The sequence below is a fragment of the Variovorax sp. 20P10.2.4 genome, assembly GCF_058244205.1.
In genome coordinates, this window is sequence record NZ_JBZAYE010000053.1 from 1 (window position 1) to 22,633 (window position 22,633).

The following is a 22,633-nucleotide window of genomic DNA, read 5'->3' on the forward strand; positions in this document are numbered from 1 at the left end:
TCGGGCAGCGCGCCGATGTCGGGGTAGCAGCGCAGGCCCGCAATCGTCTCCGCCTTCGGGTTCACCGGATAGACCGCGCCAGCGAAGCCATGCTTCTGCAGATAGGCGACGGGTCGGCCCGAGGTCTTCGCGAGGTCGGCCGAGGCGCCGATCACCGCCACGCTGCGCGGGCGGATCAGGCGGGAGATCGGGGAGATGGCATCGCTCATCGCGCGCCCTCCTTGGCCGCCGACTTCGCGAGGAAGGCCTCGACCGAAGCGCGGTGCTCGTTCGAGGTGTAGCAGATCGCCTGCGCCTGGCTGCCGAGGCCGAAGACCTGTTCGGCCTGCAGCTCGAAGCTCTGGTTCAGGATGCCCTTGGCCAGCGCGACCGCGGTGCGCGAGCCCGCGCCGAGTTCGCGCGCCCAGCCGGTCGCGTCGGCCAGCAGCGCCTCGGGCGTGCTCAGGCGATCGGCGATGCCGAGCTCGATCGCCTCGTTGGCGCGCACGGTGCGGCCCGTGAAGATCAGCGCCTTGGCGCGCGCCAGGCCCACGCGGCGCGGCAGGAAGTACATGCCGCCGCCATCGGGAATCAGCCCGCGCAGCACGTAGTTCCAGGCGAAGCTGGCATGCGGCTCGGAGGCGATCACGAAGTCGCAGGCCATCGCGAGGTCGGTGCCCAGGCCGGTCGAGGCACCGTTCACCGCGGCGATGGTGGGCTTGGGCAGGTCGTGCAGCGCACTCAGCGCATGGTGGGTGCGCTGCTGCCGCGCCCAGCCGTTGTAGGCGATCTCGCCGGCCGGGGCCTGCATGCGCTGCTGCATCGCGCGGATGTCGCCGCCCGCGCAGAAGGCCTTGCCCGCGCCGGTGAGCACCAGCGCGCGCACGCTGTCGTCGCGGTTCACGCGCTCGAGCGCGGCCATGAGTTCGCCACGCATGGCGTCGTCGACAGCGTTGCGCACCTCGGGGCGGTCGAGCGTGAGGATGGCAACGCCGTCCTCGGTGCGAAGCTGGATGGATGAGGTGGGAGTGGTCATGTCGGCAAGGGGATGAAGAATGGAAGAGGGCTCGCTCAGTCGAGCTGGATGTGCGCCTCGCGCACCAGCTGGCCCCAGCGGGCCTGCTCGGCGGCGACGTAGCGCGTCAGTTCCTCGGGCGGCGAGGCGATCACCACGATGCCCTCGTCGGCGATGCGCTTGCTGAAGGTCTCGCTGTGCGCCGCCTTGCGGATCGCGGCGTTGAGCCGCGCCACCACCTCGGTGGGCGTGCCGGCCGGCGCATAGAGCCCGTACCAGCTCTCGGCCACGTAGCCGGGCACGCCGCTCTCGGCCACCGTGGGCACCGAGGGCATGGCCGGCGAGCGCTGCGGCGAGGTCACGGCCAGCGCGCGCAGCTTGCCGCTCGCGATGTAGGGCGCCACGCTCGCGGCGGTGGTGAACATCAGGTCGATCTGGCCGCCGAGCAGGTCGGTCAGCGCCGGCGCCGAGCCGCGATACGGCACGTGCGTGAGGTCGACCTGCGCGAGCCGCTTGAAGAGCTCGCCCGCGAGGTGCGCCGAGGTGCCGTTGCCGAACGACCCGTAGCTGAGCTTGCCCGGATGCGCCTTCGCGAACGCGAGCAGGTCGGCCACCGAGCGGAAGTCGCGGTCGCTGCGCACCACCAGCACATTGGGCGAGCGGCCGACCAGGCTCAATGGTGCGAAGGCCTTGGCCTGGTCGTAGGGCAGCTTGGGCTGCAGGCTGGGGTTGACCGCGTGCGCGAAGGTCGCCATCAGCAGCGTGTAGCCATTGGGTGCGCTCTTGGCGACGTAGTCGCTGCCGATGATCGTGCCGGCGCCGGGCTTGTTCTCGACGATCACCGACTGCTTCAGTTCGGCGCCGATGCCCGCGCCAAGCACGCGCGCGATCACGTCGGTGCCGCCGCCGGCCGCGAACGGCACCACGAGGCGGATCGGTTGCTTCGTGGGGAAGGCCTGCGCGGCCGCGCCGCCCATCGCCAAGGCGAGGGCCAGGCCGGTTGCCAGGCTCATGAGCACGCGTCGCGCGTGCCCGTCGATTCGAAATTGCATGCTGTCTCCTTGTCGGCGCGGGCGGAAAAAGCTCCCCGCGCCATAGGGGAAAAGCATAGGCACGAGGGCCTGCGCATACACTCCCCCAATTCCAAGCAATGGAATCGAAACCAGGCCAGCATGGAGCCCGCATGAGCCGCATGACCCCCTCGCTCGAGCAGAAGCCCGGCATCTCGCCGGCCAACCGTTCGCTGGAACGCGGCGTGGAAATCCTGCGTGCCTTCCGTCCGGGCTCCGAGCTGCTGGGCAATGCCGAGCTTGCCGACCGCACCGGCCTGTCGCGCTCCACCGTGAGCCGCCTCACGCAGACGCTGGTGGGCGCGGGCATGCTGCAGGTCGATGCGGGCCAGCGCGCCTACCGGCTCGCGCCCGCGGTGCTGAGCCTCGCGCATGCGATGCGCTCGGGCTCCAGCGTGCTGTCGCTGGCCGCACCGAAGATGCGCGCGCTGGCCGAGTCGCGCCGCATCAACGTCGGCCTGGCCGCGCCCGACCGCGACGAGATGGTCTATCTCGAGTCGATCCGCTACAACCGCCGCGTGTCGCTGCGCAACGTGGTCTCGGGCCAGCGCGTGCCGATGGAGCTCACCTCGCTCGGGCGCGCCTGGCTGGCCACGGCCGGCGAGGCGCGGCGCAAGGCGCTCTATGCGCTGTTCAAGCAGCGCCGGCGCGAGCAGTGGCCGGCGCTGCGCGAGGAGATAGAGGCCGCCATCGCGAACGTGAACGCGCGCGGTTTCTGCGCCGCCGCCTGGCAGCCCGAGGTGGTGGCGCTCGCCGCGCCGATCCGCCTGCCCGCCGCGCAGCCCGACGAAGCGCCGGGCGCCTCGGGCTATGTGCTCAACCTCAGCGTCTCCAGCAGCGAATCGCTCGCGAGCGTGGTGCGCGAACTCTCGCCAGCGCTGCTCGCGCTGGTGGCCGACGTGGAACGCGCGCTCGCGCGCGGCTTTGCATGAACCCCGAAGGAAGCATCGAATGACCGACACCCTGCGCCAGCTCTATCCCCCGATCGAACCCTACGAGAGCGGCATGCTCGACGTGGGCGACGGCCACCGCATCCGCTACGAGCGCGTGGGCACGCCCGGCGCCAAGCCCGCGGTGTTCCTGCACGGCGGCCCCGGCGGCGGCATCTCGCCCGAGCACCGGCGGCTGTTCGATCCCGCGCGCTACGACCTGCTGCTGTTCGACCAGCGCGGCTGCGGCCTGTCGCAGCCGCATGCGGGCCTCGAGGCCAACACCACCTGGCACCTGGTGGCCGACATCGAGCGCCTGCGCGCGCTGGTGGGCGCCGAGCGCTGGCTGGTGTTCGGCGGTTCGTGGGGTTCGACGCTGGCACTGGCCTATGCGCAGAAGCACCCCGAGCGCGTCAGCGAGCTGGTGCTGCGCGGCATCTACACCGTCACGCGCGCCGAGCTCGACTGGTACTACCAGTTCGGCGTGTCGGAGATGTTCCCCGACCGCTGGGAGCAGTTCCAGGCCCCGATCCCCGAGGCCGAGCGCGGCGACATGATCGCGGCCTACCGCAAGCGGCTGACCGGCGACGACCCGGTGGCCCAGATCGAGGCCGCGCGCGCCTGGAGCGTCTGGGAAGGCCAGACCATCACGCTGCTGCCCAGCCCAGCGCTCGCGGCCTCGCATGCCGACGACCATTTCGCGCTGGCCTTCGCACGGCTGGAGAATCACTACTTCGTGCACGACGCCTGGCTCGAGGACGGCCAGCTGCTGCGCGACGCGCACCGGCTGCACGGCATCCCGGGCGTGATCGTGCACGGCCGCTACGACATGCCCTGCCCCGCGCGCTACGCCTGGGCCCTGCACAAGGCCTGGCCCGAGGCGGAGTTCCACCTGATCGAGGGGGCCGGTCATGCGTATTCGGAGCCCGGGATCCTCGATCGCTTGCTGCGGGCGACGGATGGGTTTGCCGGTCGTTGAGATGATCCCAACGGTACGAAGGCCTTGGCGCGAAATGGGCAGAATCCTTCACCTCCCATCTCGAGGATGCATCCATGGCCATCCCAGACCGTGACGTGATTCCGCTGTCGCAAGCCAGGGCGAACCTGTCCAGGCTGGCCGACGAAGTCAGGGCCGGCGCCGAGAAGATTCTCACCAGGAATGGCGAGCCCTACGTTGCCCTCATCGACGCGCAGCGGCTCGACCACTATCACCGGCTGGAGCATGAGCGCATCCATCTGCTGTTGATCGAAGACGCCAGCCAAGGTCTGGCCGATATCGCAGCTTGCCAGGTCAAGGATGCTCGCGACGTTCTATCGTCCCTCCAACGTCGCCGGGGTCAGGCAAGACCTTGACGCCATTGAAGCTGCGCTCACGCCTTCCACTCAATCCTGCCCCTCCGCCCCCGCCGCCTTCACGATCCGCCCCCACTTCTGGTGCTCCGCCGCAATGAATCGCTTGTACTCGGCCGGCCCCAGGTACTGCGGATCGGCCCCCACCTCGGCCAGCGCGGCCTTGATGTCGGGGGCCTGCCAGGCCTTCTCGAGCGCGGCCGAGAGGCGGTCGATCGCGGGCCTGGGCGCGCCCGCGGGCGCGGCCACGCCGAACCAGATCGAGACGTCGTAGCCCGGCACGCCGGCCTCGGCGATCGAGGGCACGCCGGGGAAGGCGGGCGACTTGCGCGGGCTGGTCACGGCCAGCGCGCGGATCTTGCCGGCCTTGACGTAGGGCGCATGGGTCGAGGCGGTGTCGAACATCATGTCGACGCGGCCCGCGAGGAAATCCGACAGCGCGGGCGCGGAGCCCTTGTAGGGCACGTGCAGCATCTGCGTGCCGGTCATGCTCTCGAACAGCGCGCCCGACAGGTGGCTCGATGCGCCGATGCCGGCCGAGGCGTAGGTCAGCTTGCCGGGGTTGGCCTTGGCCAGCGCGATCAGTTCGGCCACCGTGTTCGCCTTCACCGAGGGATGCACCACCAGCACGTTCGAGGCCGAGGCCACGTTGCCGATGGGCTCGAAGTCGGTCAGCGGGTTGTACTTGAGCTTGCGGTAGATGAAGGGGTTGATCGCCATCGTGCCGGTGGTGGTGAAGAACAGCGTGTAGCCGTCCTTCGGCGCGGCCAGTGCCACCTCGGCCGCGATCGCGCCGCCGGCACCGCCGCGGTTGTCGACCACCACGGGCTGGCCCAGCTCCTTCGAGAGCCGGGTCGCGGTGAAGCGCGCCATCGCATCGGTGGCGCCGCCCGCGGGGAAGGGCACGACGAGCGTGATGGGCTTGTCGGGGAACGCGGCGGCCGCGGAGGCGGCGAGGCCCAGCGCGAGCAGGCCGCCGAGGGCGGCGCGCCGCGAGAGAAGAAAGAGGAAGGAAGCGGTCATGGCTGTCTCCTGCCGCTGGTGCGGCATGCGTTGTGATGAATCGGGAGAAGAAGAGAAAGACTTCAGTCGTTCGCGGCGTCGCGCGGCGGCGCGGCCGACACGAGCTCGTAGAGCGCCGGGTAGTAGCGGTCGCCCCAGCCCGCGTCGATCGTGCGCCGCAGCGTCGACGCGGTCTCGCGCGCCATCGCGGCCTCGAGCCCCACGGCCTGCGCGAGCTCGAGCGCGAGGCTCACGTCCTTGAGCGCATAGCGCGTCGCGAAGCGGCCCTCGGGATAGTGGCGCGGCAGCAGCGCCTCGCGGCCCTGCACGCGCGCGGCGCGGCTGTCGGCCGAGCCCAGTTCGATGGCATCGAGCAGCACCGCGCCGTCCACGCCATGCGCGCGCGCCACGGCCATCGCCTCGGCCAGGGCCTGCACGGCCTCGAACAGCACGGTGTTGTGCAGGATCTTCACCACCTGGCCCGCGCCGGTGCCGCCGCAATGCGTGATGTCGCTGCCCATGCAGCGGAAGTGGGGCATCAGCGCGCTCACGTCCTCGGCCGTGCCGCCGGCCATGATGCTCAGCGTGCCCGCGATGGCGGCCGCGGGCATGCGCGCCACCGGTGCGTCGACGAAGCGATGGCCGGCCTGCGCGAGCCGCTCGGCCATGCGGCGCGTGGCCAGCACGGAGGTGGTGCCCATGTCGACCACGGTGCGGCCGCCCTCCCCGCCTTCTCCGTCCTGCCAGGCCTCGGCCAGCGCCTCGACCACCGACTCCGCCGCCTGCGCGCTCGCGAGGCAGAGGAACACCACCGAGGCCTCGTGCGCCAATGCGCGCAGCGAGTCGGCCGGCACGGCGCCGCGCTCGGCCAGCCGCCGCATCGGCGCGGCATCGAGGTCATGGCACAGCACGCGCGCACCGCTCTTCGCCGCGAGGTTGGCGCACATGGGCTCGCCCATCACGCCGAGGCCGATGAAACCCAGGGTCCGTTGCGTCATCTCAGAGCCCCACCATCACGGTCTTGGCTTCCTGATAGGTGCGGATGCCGAAGAAGCCCTTCTCGCGTCCCGAGCCGCTTTCCTTGAAGCCGCCGAAAGGCACTGACACGCTGAGCGTCTTGTAGGTGTTGATCCAGACCGTGCCGGCCTCGACCGCGCGCGCCACGCGCCAGGCCTTGGGAAAGTCGCGCGTCCACACGCCCGCGGCCAGGCCGAAGAAAGTGTCGTTGGCCTGCGCGACGAGGTCCTCCTCGCCGTCGAAGGGCATCACGCACAGCACCGGGCCGAACACCTCCTGCTGGCAGATGCGCGCATCGTTCGTCACGCCGCCGATGAGGGTGGGCAGGTAGTAGGCGCCATCGGCCAGCGCGGGGTCGGCCGGGCGGCTGCCGCCGGCCAGCACCTCGGCGCCGTCCTCGCGCGCCATGTTGACCATGGCCTCGACCTTGTCGCGGTGCACGAAGGACGACAGCGGCGCCACCTGCGAGCGCGCATCGTCGGGCGGACCCACGCGCAGCGCCTTGGCGGCCTGCACCAGCCGCGCGACGAAGGCGTCGTGGATGCCGCGCTCGACGAACAGCCGCGTGCCCGCGATGCACGACTGGCCACTGGACGAGAACACGCCATGCAGCACGCCCTGCAGCGCCTTGTCGAGGTCGGCGTCGGCGAACACGATGTGCGGCGACTTGCCGCCGAGCTCGAGCGCCACCGCGGCCATGCGGCCCGCGGCCTCGCGCGCGATCGCTTTGCCGGTGGCGGTGCCGCCGGTGAACGAGATCAGCCGCACCTCGGGATGCGCGACCAGCGCCGAGCCGGTCTCGGCGCCGAGGCCGGTCACGACGTTGAGGATGCCCGGCGGCAGGCCGGCTTCGAGCGCGAGCTCGGCCACGCGCAGCGCGATGGTCGGCGTGAACTCCGAAGGCTTGAGCACCACCGCGTTGCCGGCCGCGAGCGCTGCCGCCACCTTCTGCGACTCGAGCGTGAGCGGCGAATTCCAGGGCGTGATCGCGGCCACCACGCCGAAGGGCTCGTAGAGCACCATCGACAGGTGGTCGCCGCGCGAGGGCGCCACTTCCGACGGGATGGTCTCGCAGATCGACGCGAAGTAGCGGTACGCCGCCGCGCCGCCGGCCGCCTGCGCCACGCATTCGGCGCGCAGCTTGCCGTTCTCGCGCATCTGACGCTCGGCCAGTTCCTCGGCATTGGCCTCGATCAGGTCGGCGATGCGGTGCAGGATCGCCGCGCGCCGGTGCGGCAGCATCGCGCGCCACTCGGGCCGGGCCTGCGCGGCCTTGGCGGTGCGCACCGCGAGGTCCACGTCCTCGCGGCTCGCGCTGCCGATCAGGCCGTTGAGCACGCCGGTGGCGGGATTGATCGATTCGAAGGGCGTGCCCTGTCCTGTTGTCCAGGTGGCGCCGATCAGGAAGGGCCTGACGCCCGCGCTTTGCGTGCTCGCGCTCATGGAAGTCTCCTTGGGGCCGTGATGGCCGCTGTCTCGGTGGATAGGAAGAATGGATGCATGGTAGGAAGGGCGCGCGGCTCGCGACACCGCTCGATTCCAAGCAGTGGAATGGTGAGAAGGGACAGGCGCAGGCTACGCAGCAGAGCGCGCGGCGACAAGGCGCCGGCGCTGCATGGGCTTGCAAGCCCGGCTAACAGATCGCAAAGCCGCCACTAGACTCGGCGCTTCGATTTCGCAATGGAGAGCGCCGCATGCGCCAGGACCTGCTGGATGGACTCATCGCCTTCATCGTGGCGGCGGAGGAACGCGGCTTCTCGGCCGCTGCGGTGCGCCTGGGCGTCACGCCCTCGGCCGTGAGCCAGTCGATCCGCAGCCTCGAGCGGCGCCTCGGAATCACGCTGTTCAACCGCACCACGCGCAGCGTGAGCCTCACCGAGGTCGGCGAGCGCTATCTCGAGAAGGTGCGGCCGGTGGTGTCGGAGCTCGCCGCCGTATCCGAAGAGCTGGGCCGCGAGGCCGACCATCCGAGCGGCCTGCTGCGGCTCAACGTGCCGCGCGCGGGCTACACCATCGGCCTGCAGCCGGTGCTGCGGCGCTTTCTCGATCGCTTCCCCGACATCAAGCTCGAGCTGCGGATCGAGAACCAGCTGGTGGACATCGTGGCGCAGGGCTTCGATGCCGGCATCCGCTTCGGCGACCTGGTCGAGAAGGACATGATCGCGGTCAGGATCGGGCCGCGCATCGAAGCGCACGTGATCGCCTCGCCCGACTACCTCGCGCGCCACGGCACGCCCGCGCATCCCACCGAACTGCTGGCGCACGACTGCATCGGCTTTCGCCACGTCAGCACCGGCCAGGTCGAGCGCTGGCAGTTCGCGCGCGGCGACGAGACGCTGCAGCTCGCGATCGACGGCCGGCTCGTGCTCAACGACTCGGCCGCACTGGTGCGCGCGGCGCTCGACGGCATCGGCGTCGCCTACATGATCAACGGCTACATCGAGCCGCTGATCGAGCAGGGCCTGCTGGTGCGGCTGCTGGCCGACTGGAGCCCGGTGCTGCCGGGCCTCACGCTCTACTACCCCGACCGGCGCCGCGTGCCCGCGAAGCTGCGCGCGCTGATCGACTTCCTGCGCGCGGAGCTGCCCGCGGCCTCGGCGGTGCCGCCGCCCGAGCTGCGGCTGGACTGACGCCGCTCAGATGACCCGGCTCGCCGCGAGCCGATCGATCCGTTCGGCATCGCAGCCGAGCTCCTCGGCCAGCACCTCGCGCGTGTGCTGGCCCAGGGTCGGCGGCGCGCGCCGGTAGGCCACCGGCGAGGCCGACAGCCGGATCGGATTGGCCACCAGCGGAATGGCGCCGGCCGTGGTGTGCTCGACCTCGATCTTCATGCCGCGCGCGATCACCTGCGCGTCCTCGAACACGCGCGCGAGGTCGTTGATGGGGCCGCAGGGCACCTCGGCCGCCTCGAGCGCCGCCACCCATTCGTCGGTGGAGCGCGTCAGCGTGCATTCGCGCAGCAGCCGGATCAGCTCGATGCGGTGCGCGATGCGCGCGAGGTTGGTCGCGAAGCGCTCGTCGGTGGCCAGCGCCGGCCGGCCGATGGCCGTGCACAGCCGCGCGAACTGGCCGTCGTTGCCGACCGCGATGATCACGTCGCCGTCCGCGGTCGGGAAGTCCTGGTACGGCACGACGTTGGGATGCGCATTGCCGAGCCGGCCCGGCGAGCGGCCGCCGTAGAGGAAGTTCATGCCCTGGTTCGCCATGCAGGCCACCTGCACGTCGAGCAGCGAGAGGTCGATGTGCTGGCCCTGGCCGCTGCGCTCGCGGTAGGCCAGCGCGGCCAGGATCGCGTTCGAGGCGTACAGGCCGGTGAACAGGTCCGCCACCGCGACACCGACCTTGAGCGGCCCGGCGCCCTGCTCCGATTCCGCGCGGCCGGTGACGCTCATGAGCCCGCCCATGGCCTGCACCAGGAAGTCGTAGCCCGCGCGCGGCGCGTAGGGGCCGGTCTGGCCGAAGCCGGTGATCGAGCAGTACACCAGCCGCGGGAACTCGGCATGCAGCGTGGCGTAGTCGAGGCCGTACTGCGCGAGGCCGCCGACCTTGTAGTTCTCCACCAGCACGTCGCACTGTGCCGCGAGCTCGCGCACCAGTTGTTGGCCCTCGGGCGTGGTGATGTCGATGGTGACCGAGCGCTTGTTGCGGTTGGCGCACAGGTAGTAGGCCGCGTCGGGCGTGGGCTGGCCGTCGCGGTCGTGCAGGAAGGGCGGGCCCCAGCTGCGCGTGTCGTCGCCGCTGCCGGGCCGCTCGACCTTGATCACGTCGGCGCCGAGGTCGGCGAGCATCTGCGAGGCCCAGGGGCCGGCCAGCACGCGCGACAGGTCGAGCACCTTCACATGCGAGAGAGCGCCGTTCATCGCTTCAGACCGCCAGCATGTGCAGGCCCGTGCCCAGATGGGCCGCGCCGTCGATCTGGATCAGCTGGCCGGTCATGAGGTGCGCGGCCGGCGTGGCGAGAAAGGCGACCAGCTCGGCCACCTCCTCCACGCTGGTGGCGCGGCCCATCGGCGTGGCGTCGACCAGCCGGTCTAGCATCGCCTTCGCGGCCTCGCCGGCCAGGCCCTCGGTCAGCACCGCGCCGGGGCCGATGCAGTTGAGCGCGATGTCGTCCCTGGCCCATTCGAGCGCCAGCGTGCGCATCAGGCCCAGCACGCCGGCACGCGCGGCGATCGAATGCGCGATGCCCATCGAGCCGCGGTCCACGCCCGACAGCGAGATGTTGACCACCGAGCCCTTGCGCGCCTTGAGGAAGGGATAGGCGGCCTTGGTCACGACGAAGATGGCCGACAGGTTGACGTCGATCACGGCGTCCCAGCCCTTGCGGCTGATGCCGGTGGCGGGCGCGAAGAACTGGCCGCCCGCGTTGTTCACCAGCAGGTCGATGCCCTGGCGCTGGCCGACGCGAGCGACCAGCGCCTCGATCGCCTCGGTGTCGCGCACGTTGCAGGTCTCGAAGCCGAAGCGGCCCGCGAGGCCCTCGGCCAGCTGGCCGGTCTCCTCGAGCGCCTCGGCGCGGCGGCCGGTGCCGAAGACGTCCATGCCCAGCGCCATCAGCCGCAGCGCGATCGCGCGGCCGATGCCGGAGCCGGCGCCGGTAATGAAGGCCGAGCGTCCCTGGTGGACGCCGGGCCGCATGACCCGCAGCGCGTCGGCGGCGGGAAGGGAAGAAGTGCTGGCCATCGAAGGCTCCTCGGATCGGAAGGATGGAAGAAGGGGAAGGAACGCGGGTTCAGGCGAAGCGCAGGCCGCCGCCCACGTGCGGCGTGGCGCTGCGCGGCAGCCGCTGCCCGTCGAACAGCGCCGGGAACGCGGGCACGTGCTCGCCCGATGGCAGCGCCTGCGAGACCGCGCCGGGCCGCAGCGCGCGGATCATGGCCAGCGCCTCCTCGGGCGGCCGCACGTTGCCGGCCGGTATCTGCAGCGCCCGCATCTGCGCCAGCACCTCGTCGCGCCGGCGCGGCAGCGTCCAGGCCTCGACCTGGGCGTCGAAATGCGCGGCGCGCGCGATGCGCTCCTTGATCGGCGCGTCGTCGGCGCCCACCAGCGGCCGCAGCCGGCGCCAGTAGGCATCGAGCCCGCCGAGGATGTAGACGTGGCCGTCGGCGCAGCGGTAGATGCTCGAGGGCGCGGAGGCGCGGTCGCGGTTGCCCATCGGCGGATCGAGCGCGTCGCCCTCGCTGACCGCGAGCATCGCCGGCCCGATCAGCATGCTGGCCGCGACCTCCATCATCGACAGGTCGACCAGGCAGCCCTGGCGCGCGGGGTCGAGCATGGCCATGGCGCAGCTCATGCCGGCGTACATGCCGCAGAACATGTCGATCGGCCAGCTGGTCGACAGCCGCGGCGAGCCATCCTCGTCGCCGTTGAGCAGCGCGAAGCCCGACTCGCACTGCGCGATGGTGTCCATGCAGATGCGTGCATCCTGCTGGCCGTAGCCCGAGATCAGCACGATCACCAGCCGCGGGAAGCGTTCGCGCAGCGTCGGCCCGTCCAGGCCCAGGCCGCTCAGCGACGCGGGCGCGAGGTTGCAGACGAAGGCGTCGGCCTCCTCGAGCATGGCATCGAGCGCCGCGCGGTCGGCGGCCTCGCGCAGGTTCAGCACCCGGCTGGTCTTGCCGGTGTTGAAGCTGCGCGCGTAGTAGCTGCCGAAGCCGTTGCCCGGCAGGGTGCGCACGCCGTCGCCCTGCGGCGACTCGACCTTCGTGACCTCGGCGCCGAAGTCCGCGAGGTACTGGGCCGCCGTGGGCCCGGCGATGAACTGCGACAGGTCGACCACGCGCCGGCCGGCCAGCGGGCGCGGCAGGCCCTGGGCCCGCGCCTCAGGCATGCACCACCCGCGTGGCCTTGTGGATGGTGCGCGGCAGGGTGCCGGACTCGACCACCTCGACATGGAAGCGCACCTGCAGCTTCTCGCGCAGCCGTTGCGACAGCCGCTCGCCGAGGTCGGCCGGCGCGCCTGCCGCGCGCTCCACGCGCAGCTTCACGCCGGTGAGGAAGCCGGTGTGCGGATCCTTCACGCTGTCGTCGAGCACCAGCAGGTACTCGTTGCTCAGGCCCGGGAAGGCGCGCACGATGTCCTCGACCGCCGAGGGGAACAGGTTCACGCCGCGGATGATCAGCATGTCGTCGGCGCGGCCCAGCACGCCGCCGGCCAGGCGCGCATGGGTGCGGCCGTCGGGCGCGGTGCGGCTGTCGCGCACCACCATGTCGCCGGTCCACCAGCGCACCAGCGGGCAGGCCTGCTTGTCGAGGTGGGTCAGCACCAGCACGCCACGCTCGCCGTCGGCCACCGGCTCCTTCGTGTCGGGATGCAGCACCTCGACGTAGATGAAGTCCTCGGCCAGCGTCGGGCCGAGCTGCGCGGCGGTGTCCCAGCCGATCGGCTGGCATTCGAGCGCGCCGTAGCAGTCGAACATCTTCGCGCCCCACTGGCGCTCGATGCGCTCGCGCGTGCCGGGGATGCTGGCGCCGGGCTCGCCGCCCACGCAGACCATCTTCACGCGCGAGGTGGTCAGGTCGCGCCCCAGCTTCTCGGCCGCCTCGGCCATGTGGGCCATGAACGAGGGCGTGCCGATCACGCACTGGCTGCCGTACTGGAAGATGGTCTCGATCTGGCGCTCGGTGTCGCCCGAGGAGGCCGGGATCACCAGCGCGCCGAGATGCTGGGCCGCGAGCGTGGCGCCGAGGCCGCCGACGAACCACGCGTAGTTGAACATGCACTGGAAGATGTCGCCGCGCCGCAGGCCCTGCGCATAGAGGTAGCGCGCGTAGAGGTCGGCCCAGCGTTCGATGTCGGCCTGGGTCCAGAGCACCGGCGCGGGCCGGGCCGTGGTGCCGGAGGAGAAATGCACCCGCACGGCCTCGCCGGGTTCGACGGCGGCCAGGGCGCCGAACGGGGGCTGTGCCTCGAGGCCGGCGACGTAGTCGGCCTTGCGCGTGAACGGCAGCCGGCGCAGGTCGGCGAAGCTCTTCAGGTCGCCGGGCTCGAAGCCGACCTCGGCGAACACCTTGCGGTAGTGGCTGCTGGTGCGGCCCACGCGCTCGAGCTGGCGGCGCAGGGCATCGAGCTGGAAGGCCTCGATGCGGTCGCGCGACCAGGTCTCCCTCTCATCCCAGATGGTCTCGGAAAAGGGCTGTCTTTCTTGCTGCTTCATGGTTTGGATCCTTGAGAAGCCCGCGCAGCGCGAAGGCTGCCAGGGCATGTGCGATGTCGTCCACCGCCTCGGCGCTCTGCAGCCGCCGCTGGCTGTACCAGACGGTGGCCCAGTTGAGCGCGCCGAAGAAGGGCTTGGTGATGAGCTTCGCCGGCTGGTCGACGAACAGGCCCGCGCGCACCCCGTCGTCGATCACCTCGACGAACATCTGTTCGTAGTCGTCGCGCATCTTGACCACCGAGCGCAGCCGCTTGGCGCCCGAGGAGGCGCCCAGCAGGTGCCGCTCCAGCCCCTGCACCGCCACCTTCTGCATCGGCAGTTCGGTCAGCAGGATCTGGGTGTGGCGCAGCGCCATCGCGGACAGGCGCTCGAGCGGGTCGCCCGCGCCGCGCGCGATCGGCTCGACCTGCTCGTTGAGCCGGTTCATCGCGGCGATCTGCACGTCGAAGAAGAGGTCGGCCTTGCTGCGGTAGTGGTGGTAGATGCGGCCCTTGGTGGCGCCCAGGCGCTGCGCCACCGCGTCGATCGACGTCGCCGCATAGCCCAGCTCCATGAAAAGTTCCGCCGCCGCCTGCAGGATCTCGTTGCGCGACTCGTTGCCGCCCGGATCCACCACTGCCTGTTGTGCACTCGCCATCGCCAACCTCTTCTCTTTCGTGATTCACTTCACCCGATCTTCCGCCTCCTTGCGCACGGCGCGTGACAACACCAGCCGCTGGATTTCGGACGATCCCTCGTAGATCTCGAGGATGCGCTGGTCGCGGTACAGCCGTTCCGCGACCGTCGGCTTGCAGTAGCCCATGCCGCCCCAGATCTGGACCGCATTGTCCGCCGCCCGGTGGGCCACCTCGGAAGTGAAGAGCTTGGCCATGGCGCCGAGGTTCGAGACGTCGGCGCCAGCGTCGTAGGCGCGCGCGGCCTCGTACAGCATCATGCGGGCGGCCGAGATCTCGGTCGCCATGTCGGCCAGCTTGAAGCCGATGCCCTGGTTCTCGCCGATCGGCTGGCCGAAGGTGCGGCGCTCGACGGCGCGCTGCGAGGCCTCGCGGAAGGCCGCGAGCGCCAGCCCCATCGACTGCGCCGACACCATGATGCGGCCCACGTTGAGCGTCTGCAGCGCCAGCCGCAGCGCGCGGTTGAGCTCGCCGATGCGCGCGCTGTCGGGCACGACCACGTCGACGCGCAGGTTCGAGGTCTGGGTACCGCGGATGCCCATCTTGTCGGACAGCTCGTCGACCACCGCGCCGGGCTTCTCCTTGTCGACCATGAAGGCCGAGATGCCGCGCCCGCCCGCGGCCGGGTCGGTCTTGGCGAACACCACGTAGTAGCGCGAGGCGCCGCCGTTGCCGATCCAGTACTTCTCGCCGCGCAGGCGCCAGCCCTCGCCCTCGCGCACCGCCGTGGCCTCGATGGCCGCGGCATCCGAGCCCGCCACGCGCTCCGACAGCGCGAAGCTGGTGGCGCGGCCCTGCGTCATCTCGCGCAGGTAGAAGTCCTTCTGCGCGTCGGTGCCGGCCAGCAGGATCGGGAAGGCACCGAGCTGGTAGGCGCACATGATCGCGGCGGTCGACGCGCAATGCATGCCCAGCGTCTCGACCGCGGCCACGGTCGCGGTCAGGCTCTGGCCCTCGCCGCCCCACTGCGTGGGCAGGAACAGGCCGGTGAAGCGGTGCTCCACCAGCGCCTCGATGGTCTCCCACGGATAGCGCTGGTCGCGGTCGAGCTCGGGCGCCAGCGGCGCGAAGCGTTCGCGCCCGAGGCGGTCGGCCAGTTGTTGCCAGCGGGTGGCGGCGTCGTCGAGCGATGGGGTCCAGATCACGGTCACTTGGGAGTCTCCAGGGTGGTCAAAGAAGGTGTGGCCGGGGCGGCGCGCGCGCGGAACAGGCGGCCCAGCGGACGGGCCAGGCCCATCAGCCCCTGCGGGAAGAAAGCCAGGATCAGCACCAGCACGCTGCCCAGCACGATCTTGTCGACGTAGCCGCCGAGCGAGAAGAACTTCTCCTGCACCAGCACCAGCGCCGTCGCCAGCAGCGGGCCCAGCAGCTGCCGGCGCCCGACCAGCACCACGGCCGTCAGCATCAGGATCAGGAAGTAGTTCTCCAGGATGTCGGCGCTGACGTAGGCGCGCTGGTAGGCGTAGAGCCAGCCGGCCAGCGCGCTGATCGGCGCCGAGAACAGGAACACCTGCAGCCGCACGCGCGCCGGATCGATGCCGCCGATGGTCGCGAGCCGCGGGTTCAGGTGGGTCATGATGGCCGCCGCGCCGAGCTGCGAGTGGCGGAAGCGGTCGACCAGGTAGATCACCACCACCAGCAGCGCGAAGGCGTAGGGCCAGAGCTCCTTGTCGTTGCGTGCGGTCAGCGTCAGCGGCCCGATCGAGAGGTCGAGCATCGGCAGCCCGCGCACGCCGTCGGAGCCGCCGAGGAAGGCCCAGTTGGCCGCCAGCGTCATCGCCACCACCGCCATCGCGTAGGTGACGAGCGAGAACACGAATTCGCGCAGCCGCAGCGTCACCAGCCCGATGGCCGCGGCGAACACCAGCGCCAGCGCGATCGAGGCGCCGAGCGTGGCCCAGGAGCCGGCACCCGCACGCGTGGACAGCAGCGCCGTGGTGTAGGCCCCGACCGCGAAGAACACGGTGTGGCCGAGGCTGACCTCGCCGAGGTCGGAGACGATCACGTCGAGGCCGTAGGACAGCACGGCCAGGATCGCGATCAGCACGGCCGCGCTGTAGACCGAGGCGCCACCGCCGAGCCAGCCCGGCGCGAACAGCACGAGCACGGCGACGATAGGCAGCGCGGCGCGCTGCGGACGCAGGCGGGCCATCAGTGCACTCCCCCGCGCGCGCCGGCGCCCAGGCCGCCGGGCCGCAATACCAGCACCGCGATCAGCACCAGGAAGGCCGCGGCCGTGGTGTAGGCCGGCGAGACCAGCGCGCCGAACAGCGCCGTGAAGATGCCGAGCGCCACGCCCGCCACGTAGCTGCCCGCCACGCTGCCGATGCCGCCGAGCACCACCACCACGAAGGTCATGATGACCTCCTCGAAGCCCATCGAGGTGAGGATCGGCGTGCGCGGCGCGACCATGCCGGCCGCGAACGCGACCGCCGCGCCCTCGAATGCGAACACGCCGTAGTAGACGCGCCGCACGTTGACGCCGGCGAGCTGCGCCAGCTTCGGGTCCTCCGCCACCATGCGCACCAGCCGCCCGGTGCGGGTGCCGTCGAGCGTCCACTTCAGGCCGATGAAGACCGCGATCGCCGCCAGCACGATGGCCGCGTCCTGCCAGGTCAGCCAGAGATCGCCGATGTCGATCTCGCGCTGCGACAGCGCGGTCTCGAGGATCTGGCCGGTGGAGCCGAAGATCAGCGCCGCCGCGCCCTGCAGCACGTAGCCGAAGCCCAGCGTCATGATCATGATCGAGACCAGGTTCTGCTCGAAGGTGGCGCGCAGCATCACGCGCTGCATCGCCACGCCGAAGGCCGCGCCCACCGCCATGGCGATCGGCAGCGCCAGCGCGTAGGGCACGCCGGCGCGCGTCACGGCCCACCAGCTGACGAAGGCGCCGAGCATGTACATCTGGCCGTGGCCGAAGTTCACCAGGCGCGCCACGCCCAGCAGCACGGTCCAGCCGATCGCGACCAGCGCGTAGGCATGGCCGAGCACGATGCCGTTGATGAGTTGTTGCAACAGGTTCATGCCGCGTGGGCTCCGAGGTAGGCTTGCGCGATGCGCGGGTCGTTGCCGAACTCGGCCGCCGGTCCCTCGAGGACCACGCGGCCGCGCTCCAGCAGCACGAGGCGGTCGACCACCTCCATGGCGGCGCGCACGTTCTGTTCGACCAGCAGGATGGAAAGGCCCGAGCGGGCCAGCGTTCGCATGGTCTGCAGCACCTGCGAGACCAGCATCGGCGCCAGGCCGATCGAGGGTTCGTCGAGCAGCAGCAGGCGCGGGCCCATCATCAGCGCGCGCCCGATGCCCAGCATCTGGCGCTCGCCGCCCGAGAGCTGCGCGCCCAGGTGGCCGCGGCGTTCGTGCAGGCGCGGGAACAGGCCGTAGATCTCGTCGCGCGTGTAGACCTTGCGCCCGGGCGCGGCCAGCGGCGCGAAGGCGGTCGAGAGGTTCTCCTCCACGCTCATGCGCGAGAACACCAGCCGTCCCTCGGGCACCAGCAGCAGGCCGGCGCGCACGCGGTCGTGCGTGGGCCAGGCATCGATGCGCTCGCCGTTCAGCACCACCTCGCCGGCCACGCGCGGATCGCCGCGCGACCAGCCCGCGAGCGCGTTCACCAGCGTCGACTTGCCGGCCCCGTTGGCGCCGATCACGCCGAGGATCTCGCCGCGGCCGACGCGCAGCGCGTCGAGCGCCACCGCGCGGTTGCCCGCGTAGGAGACCGCGAGGCCGCGCACCTCGAGCACCGTGTCCTGATCCGTGCGGCTCATTGCGCCTTCCCCAGGTAGGCCTCGCGCACGCGCGGATCCCGCTGGATCTCCGCCGGCGTGCCGTAGGCGAGTTGACGGCCCAGGTCGAGCACGCAGATGCGGTCGGCCACGGCCATGATCAGTTCCATGTGGTGCTCGATCACCACCAGCGCCACGCCCTCGCGCTTGAGTGCGGACAGCAGCGCGACCAGCGCCGCCATGTCCTCGCCGCCCAGGCCCGCGGCCGGCTCGTCGAGCAGCAGCACGCTGGCGCCCGCGCCGTAGGCCAGCGCGATCGACAGCATGCGCTGCACGCCGTAGGGAATCTCCTTCGGGCTCATCGCGTGATAGAGCGCCGGGATGCCGAAGCGCACCAGCTGGCGTGCCGCGAAGTCCTCGGCCTCGCCACGCCGGCGCGCGGCACCGACCGGGTTGAGCACGCTCGACCACAGCCCCGAGTGCGCCCGCGCGCCGAGCACGGCGACGAAGTTTCCGAGCACGCTGAGGTCGTCGAAGAAGGCGTTCTGCTGGAACGCGCGCTTCAGGCCCAGGCCCGCGAGGCCGTAGGGCGGCACCGCGGTCACGTCGCGCCCGTGCAGGCTCACGCGGCCGCCGCGCCGCACCATCGCGGTCACGGCGTCGTAGCAGGAGCTCTTGCCGGCGCCGTTCGGGCCGATGATGCCCAGCAGCTCGCCGGGCGCCACTTCCCAGCCCACGCCGTCGAGCGCGACCAGCGCGCCGTAGCGCACGCCCAGGCCTTCCACGCGCAGCGCGGGCGGGGCGGTGGCGCTGGCGGTCGCCGGGTTCATCGCGTCGCTGTGCATGCCCGGCTCACTGCTGCACCACGATCTTGCGGCCGTCCACCTTGAACAGGTAGTGGTGCGACAGCAGCTGGCCGTTGGGCTCGAACGTCAGGTCGCCCATCACCGTGCCCTTGAAGCTGCCGCCGCGGATGCGCTTGGCGATCGCCTCGCGGTCCAGCGTCTTGAGCTCGTTGGCGGCCATCGCCCACACCTGCAGCGAGGTGGCGCCCAGCGCCATGAACTTGTCGGGCGTGTACTTGAAGAGCTCCTGCGTCTTCGCCACGAAGCGCTGGTTGGCGGGGTTCGAGACGAAGGGCTCCACGGCCGGGAAGTAGATGTCGGCGCTGACCAGCCCGTGCGCGGCATCGCCGGCCACGTCGATCACGCTGGGCGCGACCGTGCCCACCGCGGCCACCAGCGCGCCCGGCAGCCTCGACTGCCTGGCCTGGCGGATGATCGCAGGCATGCCCAGGCCCTCGTTGGCGTTGATCGCCACCGTGATGTCGGGGTTGGCGGCGCGCACGTTGGTCAGTGCCACGCGGAAGTCGGCCTGTGCGAACGGGAATTTCTCCTCGGCCACCTTCTCGTAGGCGTAGCCGAGCTTCTTGAGCTCGCCCTCGATCGATTCCTGCGCGCCGTTGCCGTAGGCGTCGTTCTCGGTCAGGAAGGCGACTCGCTTGGCCTTCACCACCTTCGCGATGTAGTTCGCGATCACCGCGCCGTCCTGCGAGTTCGAGCTGTTGAGCCGCACCGCCAACGGATTGCCTTCGCCCGAGAGGATCGGGTCGGCCTTCGAGACCGCCGTGATGTCCAGCACGCCGGCGCGCGCGATCACCGGCTGCATCGCGAGCGTGACCGGGCTGTTCCAGCCCTCGATGATCACCGCGACGCCCGAGCTCACGAGCTCGGTGGCGCGCGAGACGCCCACGGCCGGCGTCGACTCGTCGTCGCGCGAGACGATCTCGATGCGCCGGCCCAGCACGCCGCCGCTCTCGTTGATGACCGCCGCCATCGCCTGGATCGCCTGCGTCACGTGCTGCCCCTGCGGGCCCGCGCCGCCCGACAGCGGGAAGATGGTGCCGACCTTGACGGTCGGCGGCGTCTGCGCCTGGGCCGGCGCGAGGCCGAACAGCGCGAGGCCCAGGCCCGCCGCCGTCATCAGGTTCCGAATCAGCTTCATGGTGTGTCTCCAGCTCGTTATGGAAGGGAAAGGCTCTTCGTCGTCTATCGGCCGGCCGGCTTCTGCACGACGATCGCGCCGTTGCTGACCGTGAAGGCATGGGTGGGCAGCTGCAGCTGCCCGTTGGGCGCGAAGCTCACGTCGCCGAACACCGTGCCCTTGAAGCTGCCGCCGCGGATGCGGCGCGCCAGCGGCTCGCGCTCCAGCGTCTTGAGTTCGTTCGCCGCCATGGCCCAGAACTGCAGCGCGGCCGCGCCCACCGCCATGAACTTGTCGGGCGTGCGCTTGAACATCGCCTGCGAACGCGCGACGAAGCGCTTGTTGACCGGATCGGAGGCGAAGGGCTCGACGTCGGGAAAGTAGATGTCCACGCCGGCCACGCCGTTGGCGGCCTCGCCCGCCACCGAGATCACACTCGGCGCCACCGTGCCCAGCGCCGCGAGCAGCTGGCCCGGCACGCGGCCCTGCTTGAACTGGCGCAGGATCGCGGGCATGCCCAGGCCCTCGTTGGCATTGATCGCGACGGTCACGTCGGGGTTGGCGGCGCGGATGCTGGTCAGCGCGATGCGGAAGTCCGACTGCGTGAACGGGAACTTCTCCTCGGCCACCTTCTGGTAGTCGTGGTTCAGCGCCTTGAGCCCGGCCTCGATCGCCTGCTGCGTGCCGATGCCGTAGGCGTCGTTCTCGGTCAGGAAGGCGATGCGCCGGCCCTTGAAGCCGGTGGCGATGGCCTGCGCGACCGCGGCGCCGCCCTGCGAGTTGGAGGCATTGAGGCGGATCGCGAGCGGGTTGCCCTCGCCCGAGAGCACGGCATCGGCGCTGGCGAAGGTCGTGATGTCGAGCACGCCGGCTCGCGCGATCACCGGCTGCATCGCCAGCGCCACCGGGCTGTTCCAGCCTTCGATGATCACGGCCACGCCCTGCCCGATCAGCTCGTTGGCGCGCGACACGCCGACCGCCGGCGTCGATTCGTCGTCGCGCACCAGCACTTCGATCGGCCGCCCGAGCACGCCGCCGGCCTCGTTGATCAGCGCGGCCATGGCCTGGATCGCCTCGGTCACGTGCTGGCCCTGCGGCCCCGCGCCGCCCGACAGCGGAAGGATCACGCCGACCTTGATCGGCGCGGGCGACTGCGCCATCGCGCCCGCCCCCGAAGCCGGTGCCGCCGCGGCGATCGCGGCCATCGAAAACATGCGTCGTGTCGGATCCATCTCGTCTCCTTGCGCGGTGCGCGACCTCGGGCCAGGCGGCGCAGATCGTGCCGCGGAGCGAACATACCATTGAGTATTTAATCGGGTCAACGCCATCGCGATGAAAGAACCCTAGGCGAATACCCTATGGTACAGGTGGCATGCCACGCTAATCCATCGCGGTCTCGTTGCAACGATACTCATCGGTATGTATCATGAACCGACGCATCTTCCCAACTGCACAAGGCAAGCACTCATGAACACAGAAGGAATCAGCGCGCTCGTCACCGGCGGCGCATCGGGCCTGGGCCTGGCCACGGTCCATCGGCTGCACGCGGCGGGCGCCAGCGTGGTGATCGCCGACCTGCCCTCCTCGCAGGGCGAGGCCATCGCGAAGAGCCTCGGCGAGCGGGTCCGCTTCGCGCCCGCCGACGTCACCAGCGAGGTCGACATGAACGCGGCCTGCGACGTGGCCGAGTCCTTCGGCCCGCTGCGCGTGCTGGTGCACTGCGCGGGCCGCGGCGGCCCGGTGCGGCTGGTCGACAAGGACGGCAGCCCGGGTTCGCTCGAGACCTACGAGAACATCGTGCGCATCAACCTGGTCGGCACCTTCAACACGCTGCGGCTGGTGGCCACGCGGATGGCGCGCAACGAGCACACGGCCGAGGGCGAGCGCGGCGTCTGCGTGCTGACCGCCTCGGTGGCGGCCTACGAGGGCCAGATCGGGCAGATCGGCTATGCCTCGTCGAAGGCCGGCGTGGTGGGCCTGACCATCGTGGCGGCGCGCGACCTCGCGAGCAAGGCGATCCGCGTGTGCACCATCGCGCCCGGCATCTTCGACACGCCGATGCTCGCGCGCGTGTCGGAAGCGGCGCGCCTCTCGCTCGGCGCCTCGGTGCCGCATCCCTCGCGGCTGGGCACGCCCGACGAATACGCGCAGCTCGCACTGCACATCGTGAGCAACCCGATGCTCAACGGCGAAACCATCCGGCTCGACGGCGCGCTGCGCATGGCGCCGCGCTGAGTCGCCCGCACTCCCCGTTCACCCTTCTCCCCCAGAGGAAGCACCCATGACCGAAGAAGTCCTCGTCGACAGCAACGACGGCATCCTGACCATCACCATCAACCGCCCGCAGGCGCGCAACGCGGCCACGCTCGCGGTGGCGCGCGGCATCGCGGCCGCGCTCGACGAGCTCGACCGGCGCGACGACCTGCGCATCGGCATCCTCACCGGTGCCGGCGGCACCTTCTGCGCCGGCATGGACCTCAAGGGCTTCCTGCGCGGCGAGCGCCCGAGCATCGAGGGCCGCGGCTTCGGCGGCCTGACCGCGAAGCCGCCGGTGAAGCCGCTGATCGCCGCGGTCGAGGGCTATGCGCTGGCCGGCGGCTTCGAGCTGGTGCTGGCCTGTGACATGGTGGTGGCGGCCGACAACGCCCAGTTCGGCGTGCCCGAGGTCAAGCGCGGCCTGGCCGCGACCGCCGGCGGCCTGGTGCGGCTGCCGCGCCAGCTGCCCTACCGCA

Annotated in this window: 24 protein-coding genes; 6 read left to right on the forward strand and 18 right to left on the reverse strand. The window is 71.0% G+C overall.

Annotated elements, in window-relative coordinates; translation table 11 throughout:
- The 3 genes from AC27VN_RS07925 to AC27VN_RS07935 all read right to left on the reverse strand — a co-directional run.
- The coding region (locus tag AC27VN_RS07925; RefSeq protein ID WP_490876175.1) for a CoA-binding protein at window positions 1-209 on the reverse strand (209 nt) is incomplete at its 3' end.
- A complete protein-coding gene (locus tag AC27VN_RS07930; RefSeq protein WP_296784836.1) occupies window positions 206-1,015 on the reverse strand; it encodes an enoyl-CoA hydratase/isomerase family protein in 810 nt (269 codons plus the stop codon). The genes AC27VN_RS07925 and AC27VN_RS07930, both read right to left, overlap by 4 nt.
- A 35-nt stretch (window positions 1,016-1,050) precedes the next feature.
- Window positions 1,051-2,046, reverse strand: coding sequence for a tripartite tricarboxylate transporter substrate binding protein (locus tag AC27VN_RS07935; RefSeq protein ID WP_490876176.1), 996 nt, complete (start codon window positions 2,044-2,046; stop codon window positions 1,051-1,053).
- A 131-nt stretch (window positions 2,047-2,177) separates the two neighbouring features.
- On the opposite strand from AC27VN_RS07935, the gene AC27VN_RS07940 reads away from it, so the two are divergent.
- From AC27VN_RS07940 to AC27VN_RS07950, 3 genes are all read left to right on the forward strand, one after another.
- Window positions 2,178-2,996: an IclR family transcriptional regulator gene (locus AC27VN_RS07940; protein WP_490876177.1), complete on the forward strand. Its 819-nt coding sequence runs from the start codon at window positions 2,178-2,180 to the stop codon at window positions 2,994-2,996.
- Between the two features lie 19 nt (window positions 2,997-3,015).
- Window positions 3,016-3,972, forward strand: a complete 957-nt coding sequence (gene pip, locus AC27VN_RS07945) for a prolyl aminopeptidase (RefSeq protein ID WP_490876178.1) — start codon at window positions 3,016-3,018, stop codon at window positions 3,970-3,972.
- 74 nt (window positions 3,973-4,046) lie between these two features.
- A complete protein-coding gene (locus AC27VN_RS07950) occupies window positions 4,047-4,346 on the forward strand; it encodes a type II toxin-antitoxin system Phd/YefM family antitoxin (RefSeq protein ID WP_490876179.1) in 300 nt (99 codons plus the stop codon).
- 30 nt (window positions 4,347-4,376) lie between these two features.
- Here the strand turns inward: AC27VN_RS07950 and AC27VN_RS07955 are convergent, their stop codons facing one another.
- From AC27VN_RS07955 to AC27VN_RS07965, 3 genes are all read right to left on the reverse strand, one after another.
- The gene (locus AC27VN_RS07955) at window positions 4,377-5,366 is read right to left on the reverse strand and encodes a Bug family tripartite tricarboxylate transporter substrate binding protein (RefSeq protein WP_490876180.1); all 990 of its coding nucleotides are present in this window, start codon (window positions 5,364-5,366) and stop codon (window positions 4,377-4,379) included.
- A gap of 62 nt (window positions 5,367-5,428) precedes the next feature.
- Window positions 5,429-6,343, reverse strand: a complete 915-nt coding sequence (locus AC27VN_RS07960) for an NAD(P)-dependent oxidoreductase (RefSeq protein WP_490876181.1) — start codon at window positions 6,341-6,343, stop codon at window positions 5,429-5,431.
- A gap of 1 nt (window position 6,344) precedes the next feature.
- Window positions 6,345-7,805, reverse strand: coding sequence for an aldehyde dehydrogenase (locus AC27VN_RS07965; protein ID WP_490876182.1), 1,461 nt, complete (start codon window positions 7,803-7,805; stop codon window positions 6,345-6,347).
- Between the two features lie 251 nt (window positions 7,806-8,056).
- On the opposite strand from AC27VN_RS07965, the gene AC27VN_RS07970 reads away from it, so the two are divergent.
- A complete protein-coding gene (locus AC27VN_RS07970) occupies window positions 8,057-8,992 on the forward strand; it encodes a LysR family transcriptional regulator (RefSeq protein ID WP_490876183.1) in 936 nt (311 codons plus the stop codon).
- Window positions 8,993-8,998: 6 nt separating this feature from the next.
- On the opposite strand, the gene AC27VN_RS07975 is transcribed toward AC27VN_RS07970, so the two are convergent.
- From AC27VN_RS07975 to AC27VN_RS08030, 12 genes are read right to left on the reverse strand one after another with little or no spacing between them, the layout of a single operon-like run.
- Complete coding sequence (locus AC27VN_RS07975) at window positions 8,999-10,222, reverse strand: CaiB/BaiF CoA transferase family protein (RefSeq protein ID WP_490876184.1); 1,224 nt, start codon at window positions 10,220-10,222, stop codon at window positions 8,999-9,001.
- A gap of 4 nt (window positions 10,223-10,226) precedes the next feature.
- Entirely contained in the window at window positions 10,227-11,045 is an 819-nt protein-coding gene (locus AC27VN_RS07980; RefSeq protein WP_490876185.1) for an SDR family NAD(P)-dependent oxidoreductase, read from the reverse strand.
- A 49-nt stretch (window positions 11,046-11,094) separates the two neighbouring features.
- Complete coding sequence (locus AC27VN_RS07985) at window positions 11,095-12,192, reverse strand: CoA transferase (protein WP_208510034.1); 1,098 nt, start codon at window positions 12,190-12,192, stop codon at window positions 11,095-11,097.
- Window positions 12,185-13,519, reverse strand: coding sequence for a phenylacetate--CoA ligase family protein (locus AC27VN_RS07990; protein WP_431514231.1), 1,335 nt, complete (start codon window positions 13,517-13,519; stop codon window positions 12,185-12,187). Before AC27VN_RS07990 ends, AC27VN_RS07985 begins: the two co-directional genes overlap by 8 nt.
- A complete protein-coding gene (locus AC27VN_RS07995) occupies window positions 13,473-14,156 on the reverse strand; it encodes a TetR/AcrR family transcriptional regulator (RefSeq protein ID WP_093352379.1) in 684 nt (227 codons plus the stop codon). The genes AC27VN_RS07990 and AC27VN_RS07995 overlap by 47 nt, the downstream gene beginning before the upstream one ends.
- Window positions 14,157-14,180: 24 nt before the next feature.
- The gene (locus AC27VN_RS08000) at window positions 14,181-15,344 is read right to left on the reverse strand and encodes an acyl-CoA dehydrogenase family protein (RefSeq protein WP_490876186.1); all 1,164 of its coding nucleotides are present in this window, start codon (window positions 15,342-15,344) and stop codon (window positions 14,181-14,183) included.
- Window positions 15,341-16,345: a branched-chain amino acid ABC transporter permease gene (locus AC27VN_RS08005; RefSeq protein ID WP_296784869.1), complete on the reverse strand. Its 1,005-nt coding sequence runs from the start codon at window positions 16,343-16,345 to the stop codon at window positions 15,341-15,343. Before AC27VN_RS08005 ends, AC27VN_RS08000 begins: the two co-directional genes overlap by 4 nt.
- The gene (locus AC27VN_RS08010; RefSeq protein ID WP_093352387.1) at window positions 16,345-17,217 is read right to left on the reverse strand and encodes a branched-chain amino acid ABC transporter permease; all 873 of its coding nucleotides are present in this window, start codon (window positions 17,215-17,217) and stop codon (window positions 16,345-16,347) included. The genes AC27VN_RS08005 and AC27VN_RS08010 overlap by 1 nt, the downstream gene beginning before the upstream one ends.
- Window positions 17,214-17,960, reverse strand: a complete 747-nt coding sequence (locus AC27VN_RS08015; RefSeq protein ID WP_093352389.1) for an ABC transporter ATP-binding protein — start codon at window positions 17,958-17,960, stop codon at window positions 17,214-17,216. The genes AC27VN_RS08010 and AC27VN_RS08015 overlap by 4 nt, the downstream gene beginning before the upstream one ends.
- Window positions 17,957-18,763: an ABC transporter ATP-binding protein gene (locus AC27VN_RS08020; protein ID WP_490876187.1), complete on the reverse strand. Its 807-nt coding sequence runs from the start codon at window positions 18,761-18,763 to the stop codon at window positions 17,957-17,959. Before AC27VN_RS08020 ends, AC27VN_RS08015 begins: the two co-directional genes overlap by 4 nt.
- Before the next feature lie 7 nt (window positions 18,764-18,770).
- Window positions 18,771-19,922, reverse strand: coding sequence for an ABC transporter substrate-binding protein (locus tag AC27VN_RS08025; protein ID WP_490876188.1), 1,152 nt, complete (start codon window positions 19,920-19,922; stop codon window positions 18,771-18,773).
- Between the two features lie 44 nt (window positions 19,923-19,966).
- Window positions 19,967-21,133 (reverse strand): ABC transporter substrate-binding protein, encoded by a 1,167-nt coding sequence (locus AC27VN_RS08030; RefSeq protein WP_490876189.1) that lies wholly within the window; start codon window positions 21,131-21,133, stop codon window positions 19,967-19,969.
- 235 nt (window positions 21,134-21,368) lie between these two features.
- Here AC27VN_RS08030 and AC27VN_RS08035 point away from each other — a divergent pair, with 235 nt between their 5' ends.
- Window positions 21,369-22,136 (forward strand): SDR family NAD(P)-dependent oxidoreductase, encoded by a 768-nt coding sequence (locus AC27VN_RS08035; RefSeq protein WP_490876190.1) that lies wholly within the window; start codon window positions 21,369-21,371, stop codon window positions 22,134-22,136.
- Between the two features lie 46 nt (window positions 22,137-22,182).
- Window positions 22,183-22,633, forward strand: a 451-nt coding sequence (locus AC27VN_RS08040) for an enoyl-CoA hydratase-related protein (RefSeq protein WP_490876191.1), incomplete at its 3' end; no start/stop codon positions are given.

What these genes read in the sequence shown, in the direction of transcription:
- AC27VN_RS07965 (WP_490876182.1), bottom strand. Translation starts at nt 7,805, where the DNA reads ATGAGCGCGAGCACGCAAAGCGCGGGCGTCAGGCCCTTCCTGATCGGC.
- AC27VN_RS07985 (WP_208510034.1), bottom strand. Translation starts at nt 12,192, where the DNA reads ATGCCTGAGGCGCGGGCCCAGGGCCTGCCGCGCCCGCTGGCCGGCCGG.
- AC27VN_RS07935 (WP_490876176.1), bottom strand. Translation starts at nt 2,046, where the DNA reads ATGCAATTTCGAATCGACGGGCACGCGCGACGCGTGCTCATGAGCCTG.
- AC27VN_RS07970 (WP_490876183.1), top strand. Translation starts at nt 8,057, where the DNA reads ATGCGCCAGGACCTGCTGGATGGACTCATCGCCTTCATCGTGGCGGCG.
- AC27VN_RS07990 (WP_431514231.1), bottom strand. Translation starts at nt 13,519, where the DNA reads ATGAAGCAGCAAGAAAGACAGCCCTTTTCCGAGACCATCTGGGATGAG.
- AC27VN_RS08035 (WP_490876190.1), top strand. Translation starts at nt 21,369, where the DNA reads ATGAACACAGAAGGAATCAGCGCGCTCGTCACCGGCGGCGCATCGGGC.
- AC27VN_RS08020 (WP_490876187.1), bottom strand. Translation starts at nt 18,763, where the DNA reads ATGCACAGCGACGCGATGAACCCGGCGACCGCCAGCGCCACCGCCCCG.
- AC27VN_RS08005 (WP_296784869.1), bottom strand. Translation starts at nt 16,345, where the DNA reads ATGGCCCGCCTGCGTCCGCAGCGCGCCGCGCTGCCTATCGTCGCCGTG.
- AC27VN_RS07955 (WP_490876180.1), bottom strand. Translation starts at nt 5,366, where the DNA reads ATGACCGCTTCCTTCCTCTTTCTTCTCTCGCGGCGCGCCGCCCTCGGC.
- AC27VN_RS07950 (WP_490876179.1), top strand. Translation starts at nt 4,047, where the DNA reads ATGGCCATCCCAGACCGTGACGTGATTCCGCTGTCGCAAGCCAGGGCG.
- AC27VN_RS07975 (WP_490876184.1), bottom strand. Translation starts at nt 10,222, where the DNA reads ATGAACGGCGCTCTCTCGCATGTGAAGGTGCTCGACCTGTCGCGCGTG.
- AC27VN_RS08025 (WP_490876188.1), bottom strand. Translation starts at nt 19,922, where the DNA reads ATGAAGCTGATTCGGAACCTGATGACGGCGGCGGGCCTGGGCCTCGCG.
- AC27VN_RS08010 (WP_093352387.1), bottom strand. Translation starts at nt 17,217, where the DNA reads ATGAACCTGTTGCAACAACTCATCAACGGCATCGTGCTCGGCCATGCC.
- pip (WP_490876178.1), top strand. Translation starts at nt 3,016, where the DNA reads ATGACCGACACCCTGCGCCAGCTCTATCCCCCGATCGAACCCTACGAG.
- AC27VN_RS08015 (WP_093352389.1), bottom strand. Translation starts at nt 17,960, where the DNA reads ATGAGCCGCACGGATCAGGACACGGTGCTCGAGGTGCGCGGCCTCGCG.
- AC27VN_RS07980 (WP_490876185.1), bottom strand. Translation starts at nt 11,045, where the DNA reads ATGGCCAGCACTTCTTCCCTTCCCGCCGCCGACGCGCTGCGGGTCATG.
- AC27VN_RS07940 (WP_490876177.1), top strand. Translation starts at nt 2,178, where the DNA reads ATGAGCCGCATGACCCCCTCGCTCGAGCAGAAGCCCGGCATCTCGCCG.
- AC27VN_RS07960 (WP_490876181.1), bottom strand. Translation starts at nt 6,343, where the DNA reads ATGACGCAACGGACCCTGGGTTTCATCGGCCTCGGCGTGATGGGCGAG.
- AC27VN_RS07995 (WP_093352379.1), bottom strand. Translation starts at nt 14,156, where the DNA reads ATGGCGAGTGCACAACAGGCAGTGGTGGATCCGGGCGGCAACGAGTCG.
- AC27VN_RS07930 (WP_296784836.1), bottom strand. Translation starts at nt 1,015, where the DNA reads ATGACCACTCCCACCTCATCCATCCAGCTTCGCACCGAGGACGGCGTT.
- AC27VN_RS08030 (WP_490876189.1), bottom strand. Translation starts at nt 21,133, where the DNA reads ATGGATCCGACACGACGCATGTTTTCGATGGCCGCGATCGCCGCGGCG.